This is a genomic window from Sulfuricurvum sp. RIFCSPLOWO2_12_FULL_43_24, from assembly GCF_001829605.1.
GTDB lineage: Bacteria > Campylobacterota > Campylobacteria > Campylobacterales > Sulfurimonadaceae > Sulfuricurvum.
Genome location: NZ_MIBT01000044.1, coordinates 48,246 through 58,459 on the forward strand (window position 1 = coordinate 48,246; position 10,214 = coordinate 58,459).

The 10,214-nt window shown below is 39.4% G+C and carries 8 protein-coding genes; all 8 read right to left on the minus strand.

Annotated elements, in window-relative coordinates; translation table 11 throughout:
* Positions 1–12 precede the first annotated feature (12 nt).
* Positions 13–1,173, minus strand: a complete 1,161-nt coding sequence (locus tag A3G19_RS04490; RefSeq protein WP_294870788.1) for a DegT/DnrJ/EryC1/StrS family aminotransferase — start codon at positions 1,171–1,173, stop codon at positions 13–15.
* Positions 1,174–1,185: 12 nt separating this feature from the next.
* On the minus strand, positions 1,186–1,941 hold the full coding sequence (locus tag A3G19_RS04495; protein WP_294870789.1) for a kinase: 756 nt from the start codon (positions 1,939–1,941) through the stop codon (positions 1,186–1,188).
* 220 nt (positions 1,942–2,161) lie between these two features.
* A complete protein-coding gene (locus tag A3G19_RS04500) occupies positions 2,162–2,857 on the minus strand; it encodes a nucleotidyltransferase family protein (RefSeq protein ID WP_294870790.1) in 696 nt (231 codons plus the stop codon).
* Positions 2,858–2,936: 79 nt separating this feature from the next.
* Positions 2,937–4,133 (minus strand): L-2-hydroxyglutarate oxidase, encoded by a 1,197-nt coding sequence (gene lhgO / locus A3G19_RS04505; RefSeq protein WP_294870791.1) that lies wholly within the window; start codon positions 4,131–4,133, stop codon positions 2,937–2,939.
* Positions 4,130–6,556 carry a hypothetical protein gene (locus A3G19_RS04510; RefSeq protein WP_294870793.1) on the minus strand — a complete coding sequence of 809 codons (2,427 nt, stop codon included), beginning with the start codon at positions 6,554–6,556 and terminating at the stop codon, positions 4,130–4,132. Before A3G19_RS04510 ends, lhgO begins: the two co-directional genes overlap by 4 nt.
* Complete coding sequence (locus tag A3G19_RS04515) at positions 6,553–7,299, minus strand: phosphocholine cytidylyltransferase family protein (protein WP_294870794.1); 747 nt, start codon at positions 7,297–7,299, stop codon at positions 6,553–6,555. Before A3G19_RS04515 ends, A3G19_RS04510 begins: the two co-directional genes overlap by 4 nt.
* 3 nt (positions 7,300–7,302) lie before the next feature.
* Positions 7,303–7,863, minus strand: coding sequence for a gamma-glutamyl-gamma-aminobutyrate hydrolase family protein (locus A3G19_RS04520; RefSeq protein WP_294870796.1), 561 nt, complete (start codon positions 7,861–7,863; stop codon positions 7,303–7,305).
* 50 nt (positions 7,864–7,913) lie between these two features.
* Positions 7,914–10,214: PEP-utilizing enzyme (locus A3G19_RS04525; RefSeq protein ID WP_294870798.1), on the minus strand; the 2,301-nt coding region annotated here is incomplete at its 5' end.

A 10,214-nucleotide genomic window follows, 5' to 3' on the forward strand; every position in this document is an offset into this window, starting at 1 on the left:
ATCTATATTGCATCAAAAGTTCTTTAACGTTTCGTACAAATAATCGATCTCTTTACGTATATCATGCGGATGATTTCCGACAAACCATCCCCGATCATGAGCAATATCCGCATTTTCTCGACTGTGTACGCTATAGTCATAATACTGTATAACATCGTGCTTCAAAAAACACCCTCCCGTGATAATGCGGTGTTCGATATTCGCTTCACGTAGCTTTTGCAATACCTCTTTTCGCTCCAGTGCCAATTCGGGGCGAACAATCATGGTAAAACAAAACCAAGAACTTTCACCGATCTCTTTTTGAATGATAAAACGTTTGTCATCTTTGAAAAGCGCCACGAAGTATTCCGCATTCTTACGCCGTTTGTCTATCAGATTAGGGAGTTTTTTCATCTGCTCAAGCCCTATCGCTCCATGCATCTCACCGGGGCGAACGTTATACCCTGGAAGAATAAATCGATAAGCTTCAAAAAAATCATCCTCTTTTTTTTCAAATATAGGGCTATCACTCTCTTGACCTCGTGTCCAGCCATGATTTCTCATCGCCTTTAAAAGATTATAAATCTCCTTGTCATCGGTTAAGACCAGCCCCCCTTCCATGGTGGAGATGTGATGAGAGAAAAAGGTACTAAACGTATTCACAAGACCCCGTGTCCCTGTAAATTTACCCCCCATTTTTGCCCCCATGGACTCACAGTTATCATCAAAAAGGATAAGATCGTGCTTCTCACACAGTTGCTCGATAGTATCAAAATCACAAGGGTTACCCAAAATACTCACGGTGACAATCATTTTCGTATTTGGGGTGATCGCATTTTCAAGTTTTTCGATATCGTAATTAAGAGTCTCAAGATCAATATCCACAAACCGAAGTTTCAGCCCATACTGCTGCAAAGGGTGAAACGTCGTAGCCCAGCTGATACAGGGGACAATTACCTCATCCCCTGCTTTTAACGAATTTTCTTTTCTAAAAAAGAGCGATGCGAGGGCTATAAGATTTGCGGAAGAGCCGGAATTGACCATTACCGCATACTTTTTGCCGAAAAAAGCAGCAAACGATTCTTCGAATGCCGCTACATTTTTTCCCATCGTAAACATATCACTCTCCACAACCCGAGCAATTGCTTCTCGTTCAGCATTGTCCCATGTTGAGCTTGCTAATTCATATTTCAAAATGCTTTCCCTTTAATAATTTGGTTCATAAACAATAACTTCCGACCCACCCGAATCAAATTTGAACGGGATATGTAAATACCCACCAAGTACCGCTTTAACGTTCTCTTGATGCTCTTTAGGGACAAAAAATAGCATGAACCCGCCACCGCCTGCACCCAATAATTTTCCGCCGATAGCACCCGAAGCGATTGCTTTGTCATACATGCTATCAATCTCAGGATTACTGATTTTATCCGAAAGCGAGCGCTTTAATTTCCACGTATCATTGAGCATTTCCCCGAATAAATTTATATCTCTATCGGATGTTAATAAGTTCAAGGCATCATCAACCAAATTCTTCATAGCATGTAAATTGGGCTCATTATTTTCAATATTTTCAATTTGATCTTTTGCAACCTCACTGGCAATTCGCGAAATACCTGTAAAAAACAGCATCAACGAACTTTCAAACTCTTCAAGTCTCCCTTTGGGAAGAATCACGGGATTGACAATAATTTCACCGCTTTGCAAAAATTCAATCATGTTTAGCCCGCCATACGCCGCGAACATTTGATCCTGAGAGCCGACATGCTCTTGTATCAGATTTTGTTCAATGTGTATCGCGGTTTTAGCTAATTCGTCTTTTGAGATCATTTTCCCCTCAAGAGCGTACAAACTTTTGATCAGCCCCACGGTAAATGCTGAACTTGACCCCATACCGCTGCGAGCCGGAATATCGCCATCATGATGAATTGATATGCCATAATCAACGTTAAAAAATTTCAATGTTTCCCTAACGCTAGGGTGCACTATTTCATCGAAAGTTGCAACATTTTCCTGTTTTGAGTACACGATTCTATGTTTATGATTAAAGAAAGGGGGAAGTTTTCGAATATTGATATAGGAATACTTATTTATCCCTACCCCTAGCACTTTCCCACCATGCTTTAGATAATACGACGAGTAATCAGTTCCGCCTCCGAAAAAAGATATTCTATGCGGTGTCTTAGATATAATCATTTATCTCTTTTTTTGCTTTTTCATAATCTTCTGGTATCCCTATATCGACAAAGTAGCCATCACATAAATAGGCAATAGGCCTTAAATCGCTCAAATATGCTTCTAAAAAATCTTTTTCAAATGAAAACATCTCTTCGGAAACATCGTATATACCAAATAAATCACGATCCACCAAGTATGCCCCCGCATTAATCAGCCCATGTTGTTTAAATTTTTTTTCTTCAAACATGGTCACTACCGAATCTGTCATCTCAACACTGCCGTACCTGTCAAAATTTTGCATAGGTTTTAACCCGAGCGTAATTTTAGAAGAGTACTTAGCATGTATTTCGTATAGCTTCTCTATACTAAAATTGAAAAAAGTATCCCCGTTTAACACCATAACCGCTTTGTCTGTAGTGTACGCCAATGCTTTTTTAATAGCGCCTCCGGTGCCGAGAGGTTTATCCTCACTGCTGTAGACTATCTCCATCCCCAAAAATGAATCTTTAAAATACTCCTTGATAAACACTTGTTTGTAACCGACAGAGAAAATCACTTTTGTGATTCCCCCTTTCTGTAAAAAAACCAACAAATACCACAAAAAAGGTTTGCCATTAATATCGGCCATCGGTTTTGGGACATCTTTAAGTACACTTTGCAACCGTGTTCCCATTCCTCCGGCTAATATTATCGCTTCCACATCAACCCTTAACTTTTTTTTTATAGTATCTCATGAATTCTCAAAGTCTCTTTGAATGATCGAAAAATGTAGGTATTTTTTACTTTTTATCCAATAAAACATAATTCTCAACAACCCATTCACCAAACACTAAAGCTGCCGTAAATGCAGGTGAAACCGCATTTAAAACATGAACACTTTTATCATCACCCTCCACAACAAAATCCTGTACAAGCTCAAGCGTTTTTTTGTTCAGCAATTGCGCTCTAATACCCGGTTTACTCCACTCTTTAAAATGATTTTCATCGATCTTTTTGACAAGCGATGTTGCCAATGAAACAAAATATTTTTTATTATACTTTTTCATCTCTTCAATCGCCAATGCTCGGAAAGCAAACGAGTTTTTGTAAAACAGTTTTACTTCATGGCTAACGATATTACAAAGTTCACGCATAGAAAATCCACCTAGCCCATTGTAATTTTCTCTCCAAAAAGCGGGAATCGCTGTAGGGCCTATCTTGATCGTACCATCTACAGTTACAGTATAGTGAACTCCTAAAAAAGGATTTTTAAGATTTGGGACAGGATAGATATTGGTTCGGATAGGTTTATCGGTACCGGAATATTTAAGATACATCCCTTTAAACGGGATAATCGTATAGTGTGTACCGAAACCAAAATCGTTAGCTACTTTATCAGCATATAAACCGGCACAATTTACTACTTTATCGCATTGGATTTTGATCCCGCTTTTTAAAAAAATGCCGTCTTCACTTTTTGACGCATATCCGTCTCCAAAAATAAATGTTACCCCGGAATTTTCTAATTTTTCTCTGAGCACAGCACTAATCAATATCGGGTCTACCGTAGAGGTATTAGGAGAATAGAGAGCTTTTTTATACGTTTGAATATTAGGATCGATAGTGTAAAGATCCTCTTCGTCTATGATTTGTACCGCTACCCCATTTCGAATTCCTCTTAGATATAACTCTTCTATCCCTGCGAGTTCTGTTTCATCTTTTGCCACAACTACTTTGCCACATCTGTTGATCGGGAGATCATTCTCTTCGCAAAATTTCGTCCATGCACTATTGCCATCTTTGGTGAACTTTGCTTTTAATGAATCCGCCGTATAGTAAAATCCGGCGTGAAGCACTCCACTGTTCCTCCCGCTTGAGTGCATTGCCTCTTTGGACTCTTTTTCGATTACCACAACCTCAGCATCCGGATGCTTTTTTTTGATGGCTTTGGCTATGGAGAGACCGATAATACCCGATCCGATGATGGCATACGTCATAATGTTTTGTCTATTTTGATCAGCTTCCAAAAACTCAAATCCATCTTGATTAAAAATATGTTTTTAGGCTCACAAACAGCTGTTATCTTGTTATAGATATCTTCAAAATAGGTCTCTGACGCTATGGCTACCGAATCAGATGGGAGAAGATAAGATAAAAAAACATCACTAGAGACAACAGCGTGATCTTCGAACAATTGTTCAGTCCATTTTTTATCATCATCAACATATCCTTTTACCCCATTTTTGATACTGTTCCAAAAGTCGAGACGTCCTAATTCTTTAGAGGTTTCCCCCAACGCATAAACCCAAAGATTTTCTTCCAACCTCACATCATAAGGTATCAGAATATTTCCCGTATTCATACTCACACATTCATTTAACGGATGTTCATCAAACTCGGCTAGCAAGATGGCATTATTGTGTATAAATCGATCGGCTGTTTTTCCATAGAGATCGTTTACTTTGCAAAATGCCAAAGCATCGCACACTCTTGGATTTTTTTCTTTTAGCCAACGCGATAACAAGTTGAAAAATTCTTCTTCCCCTCGTTCAACTAAACTGTGCATATAGGCAGAACTCTTTACATCCCCCAGTTTAAATAGATTGGTTCGGTGATAATAGTGTTCAAATAGATGAGCGAAATACTCATTGACGAGTAAACGCTCATCTAAAGAAGCAACTTTATACGGCATCGTACGAGATAACGCATCAGCGTATTGTTTCGCTTGTTTCGTATCTCCTCTGCGAAGTGCCATATCGGTCAAAATGGTATAAGAGCCTCCGAAATCAGGATGCAGATCTATTGATTTCAAGGCTCTGGATTCAGCAGATTTGTTTTCATGCAGCAGACACAATGCCCCGTAATAATGAATACTCGCATACACTACGTCTTTTAGCTTTTTCAGAGAACCCGCAGACTTTTCTTGTAGATATTCCACCAAATAATACGAATAGGCATCGTAATCGAACCCTTCCGGATCAAAACTTACCGGGTCTAGAACATCATCACTTTCCGGCGTAAGCACAACATTGTCTTGTTCGATTAAAAAGGAGTAGATCACTTCACCCAGAGCATAGTCGTTTGCATATATCGACATTCGAAGCGTATTAAAACAAAGGACTAACGGGGTTGACTTTTTTTGCTTTAACAGAATAAACAGGCTATTTAAATCCGCTGAAGTTTTTTGTTTGGAATAAAAATCAAATTTTTTCGGTCTGCGTCTGGAGTTTAAAAATATTTGCGCACAGAGCTCTCGCTCGCTCTGATTTGTATCTTGAATTATTTCAATATTATCTGGCAATCCCTTATTTGAAAGGATACTGGCTATATAGCAAAACTTCAAAAACCGTATCGAAGATGCCGGTTTAGCGAACAATTGTCCTATTTTCTCTCTTACCTTTTTAAAGTCTATCGCCAGCGTATCGTACTCGTTTAGAATCCTCTCTATCACCTTTTCGATGTTATGGTTGTTATAAACAAACACCCCCTCTTTTTCCGAAAAAAACTGAGCTATATATTCATCTTCGGGAACCAATGCGATGCATCCGGCATACAACGCTTCAACCCCTCTCGTGGAGAGAAGAGGACGTCTGGCATGGGTAATAACGGCGATTTTAGATCGGCTAAGTAACGTCAAATAAGATTTTTTTGAAAAAAACCGCTCTACTATTACGATCTTAGCCTCGTGTTTATACTGTACGATTTGATCCATCACAACCACTTTATCAGGCCATAGAGGATGAAAAGCATTGCCGGTCACCAGTAGGTCAATATCTTTTTTCAAAGCCTCTTCGTATGCGACGGTGGAAAGAACATCGCCAAGACAATAGGAAAATATCTTTTTATCGGGAAAAATGCGCTTCATTTCGACATGATCGCCCTCTCCTAGCACGATCAATGAGTCAAACGCTTTTAATTTTTCATACGCTCCGGCAAAAATATCCCAATCGGCACTAAAAGCCATACTAACATGTTCATTATAGGATTGAAGCGGGAGGTATTCAGGACCGCAGGTGATCGAAAATGCTGGATCATCCGCACTCAGTTCAATCTTTGCCTCGGAATAATCACAATCGAAGCGATAAAAAAAGATCGGATCGAACAGTCTCAAATCTGCCTTATAGCCATTTTTGATGGTATTTATAAGTTGTTTGGCGGATTCCAAAAAATCAATCTTTTCTAAAATTCTCAGCGCTTCTTCATCCGAGTTTAAAAACCAAAATCCGACGGCTTTATAGAATAAGGAACGCTCATCTTGAGCATTGCCTATCATCTTTATCCCTTTTTGCACATCGGCACTCATGACGTAAGCGCATCCCTTTAACGCACCGATAGGAGCATTGAGCGCTACGTAAACAAAATTCCCCTCCGCAAACGCTTGCTCAAAATTGTCGTAGATGATTTCAGGGGTTCTAATCATGGAATAAACATCTCGCTCTCCATGTCTTGGACACAATCAATTTCAATCCAGCCGCCATGAACCAATACCGCTTTAATCGGCATGATGTGATCAATAATCATTTGTAAAAAACTGGTCATATACATTTGAGTGAAACTTTTGCCGTCATACATCGCATCCCGTGATAAAGTCGCGTAAAACTCTACAATTTCACCTATTAGCTCTTTTTTGATTTTAATCAATCCCATATACTGACCGTGAATCTCATCATAGCTTTTCGGCTTTTTACCAAGCTCCACGATATTCCCAAAATCATCCAGTTTCATCGTTTCCGCATCTGCCAAGGGATTATCCATTCTACACTTCCATAATTCCAACCACTCTAAATCCACCGATGTAGAAATAGGAGATGGTTCAGAAAGGACCTTTTGCAAGAGTGAATCGGTGTACATAATATCCGCGTAGGAAATAATCAAATCATCATCCATCCACTCTTCAGCGCAGAAAAAAGTGCTGACCATGTTTGTCTTTTCATACTCTTTATTTTCAAAAAAAACGATTGTTTGATCTTTGAGGTACTCTTTTAATACATCGATTTTATAGCCCCCGACAATTGCTATATCCTCAATCCCACAATTATGCATCGTCTCTAAAATCGTAGTGATAATCGACTTGCCTTTATACTCGACCATGCATTTTGGTCTATCGTCCGTCAGAGGTCGGAGCCTTGTCCCCTGCCCAGCGGCTAAGATGATTGCTTTCATTCTTTATACTCCAAAAAAGTTTCGTATAAAATCTTTATCCGATTTACAAAACGGTATCTCTCTCTCAGGATGCCACATGATTCCAACAATAGGGAGAGTAGCGTGTTCAATGGCCTCTATCGAATCATCCGGACTTCGGGCAACAACACGCATCAACCCGCTGTTACTTAGTGCATAATCGTGATAACTATTACGTTCTCCGCCAATAATACCGAATCGATTTTCACTAACGGATATCGTATGTTTACAGCGAACATGCTCCGATACTTTGTTGATTTTGCCTCCGAAAAATTCTCCTAAAAACTGCATGCCTCTGCAAATACCTAAAATCGGTATCTCATTTGCCATCGCAAACTCTACCAACGAGCGTTCATACTTATCTCTGATCGTATTCTCGCTCAAAGGGTTTATAGAGCTTAAATCATTGCCGCCGCTCAGTATGATTCCCGATGGCGATAACGTTCGTAAAAAATCTATACTTGTATCCATGTATGAGAGAACAACCACATTTATATTCAGCTCTTTGCACAGTTCAAACCAATTCATATCTAAAGCCGTGCGCATCTCACCGCTGTTAGTGTCTCTATAAATTCTAGGTGTTATTATGATTGTTTTCACGAAATCACCCTGCATACCCTAGAAGCCGCATCAAGTTCTATAACGTTAGCTCTGGAATAGTTTGAAAATAGCTTTTCTCCGGCACCGATAATCGCCGGGATCCCAGATTCTGCACACCGAATAGCCATATGTGAATTAGCCCCACCATAACAAGTAATCAATCCGGCTATCCCCTTGGTCAATAAAAAATCGTATCCGGGATCCGCATTTTCTATGCAAACGATTTTATCTTTAATATTCTCTTTCTCATTCCACATGCTCACCTGGGCGACTACCGATTTCAAGGTTATGAAGTTGGGTTCCCCCTCCTCAAGAGAGTAGTGATATATATCCTCTGAAGTTACCAGCAACGAGGGAAATTTTACCGCTTGCGTAAATACATACTCATTTTTATTTCTTTTTATCTCGCTAACAAATAGATCCGAAACATCGGATGCCTCTACCGAAGAGTAAAGTCTCATAATCTCCCCGACAGACAAATGTGCCATATCGCCCCGACTGATACCGAGCCGTGTTCCGTATTCCTCGATATACATTAGAACTTGACTAAGACTTTTGGTAAAAATCAACTTTGCGTATTCTCTGGCCTCTATCGCCTCTCTTATAAAATTCGTCAATTCATCAAAATTTATTTCAAGATTATTTTCCAAAAGCAATGAGCCAATCATCTCTTTTTGAGAGGGTTCCCATTTAAAATCAATACGTTTACCATCATCGGGCTTGCTGTTAAAATAGGTATCAAAAGCCTCGGCATAGGTCAAAGAATTTATATCGTACGTACCGGGTCTTAAATGTCCGTATTCTTCCAAAAAAGCATCTTTTGACATTTTATCTTCAAAAACACACAGAAGATCGGCACTCAACCTCCTTGAAACAGTATTAAGCGAGTGTAAAAAATCTTGTTTTTGATTTGCGCTAAGAATACCCAAAGCCAGAAATGAATCCAGAAACTGCGTTGCCATAAAAGCGGCTCGTGCTATACCGGCAAACGGCAATGTACCGTATCGTTTACACTCCTCGATCAACCAATAAATCTTATCCACAAGTGATAAATGCGAATCAACAATTGTTCTATGTCTCTTTTTTAATTGTTCGACCTTCGCAATATCTTTTTTATACAACCCGCCATCTTGTTTGATCACATTGTTAGTCAGATGTAAAAGCGAAGATTCTATCTGTTTGAGTTCATCCTCATTGAAAGAATGCCCTTTTAGTTTTTGGAGTCTCGCCGGTAAATCGAGTGTATAGCACGAAAATAGGATCTCAAACTCAACCTTATCGTGAAAATGAGGCGCACCCTCCAAGCTGTCCAGATAATAGTCGATCAACTTGGCTGCAATCTCTTCATCCAGTTCTTTGGGGACAAAAGAGTTAAACGAAACTCTCACATCAATATACGGAACCCCTAAAAAGTCCACTAACAGAGGATGTGATCTTAGATTTCTATACCCGAAATTATCGCGCTGATACGCCCAAACCGAATCGGTCACCAACTCTTTATAAAGAGATAATGCCAGTTTTTTGGGTCTTATCCCTATGATTTCCGCTGGATTCCAATCGGGCATAACCCCATAAATAACTCTTGAACCCAATAGTGCCGGATGCGGCATGGATAGTTTTTCAATCTTTTTAGCAACTTTATGCAAAGCATCGCTCATATCAATGTTCGATAAGTCCAACGTAGTTTTTGAGGTCAATGGTCGAACTTGTAAAAGATACAATATCTCATCTACGAATGCAAATTCAATATCCAGTGCCTGATTCTCCAAAATGCTCTCAAGCTCTTTTGCCATACGAACAAGTGCTTTGTGGTACCTATCCTCCAGATCAGGCTCTCCATGTTTAAAACATACAAACGTTTTTAACGTATTTTTATGTCCTGCACTAACACCGTCCGTGCTCCCGGAAAAATCCATATTGGCTATTAAATAAGGGGCAAAAGTATCCGGGTCTGAAGTAAATAAAACTCCACTGCAATGAACATTTGAGAGCATAGGTTGTACGAAAAATTCATTCTGTAAATCTAAGGAACCATACGAAGCGATCACACTTTGTACGGCGGATACACATTCAACCCTATTTTTAGCCTCTACATTAGGAAGGCTAAGAAAACAACCTGCGTATGACGTATCATGTCCATCCTCTTCTTTAGCACTGGAGCGTACGATAATTTTATCAAAAGTGTTTGCTATATTTTGGAAAACACCCTCTTGATCATTTAAAAACTCTTCTATCGTAAAACACAATTGCGGCAGTATACGGCAACTCAGTAATTTACCCTCTAATTGTGCTAATGT

Coding starts and splice junctions, on each gene's coding strand:
- A3G19_RS04520 (WP_294870796.1), bottom strand. CDS start 7,863: ATGCGCACGGCTTTAGATATGAATTGGTTTGAACTGTGCAAAGAGCTG.
- lhgO (WP_294870791.1), bottom strand. CDS start 4,133: ATGACGTATGCCATCATCGGATCGGGTATTATCGGTCTCTCCATAGCC.
- A3G19_RS04515 (WP_294870794.1), bottom strand. CDS start 7,299: ATGAAAGCAATCATCTTAGCCGCTGGGCAGGGGACAAGGCTCCGACCT.
- A3G19_RS04510 (WP_294870793.1), bottom strand. CDS start 6,556: ATGATTAGAACCCCTGAAATCATCTACGACAATTTTGAGCAAGCGTTT.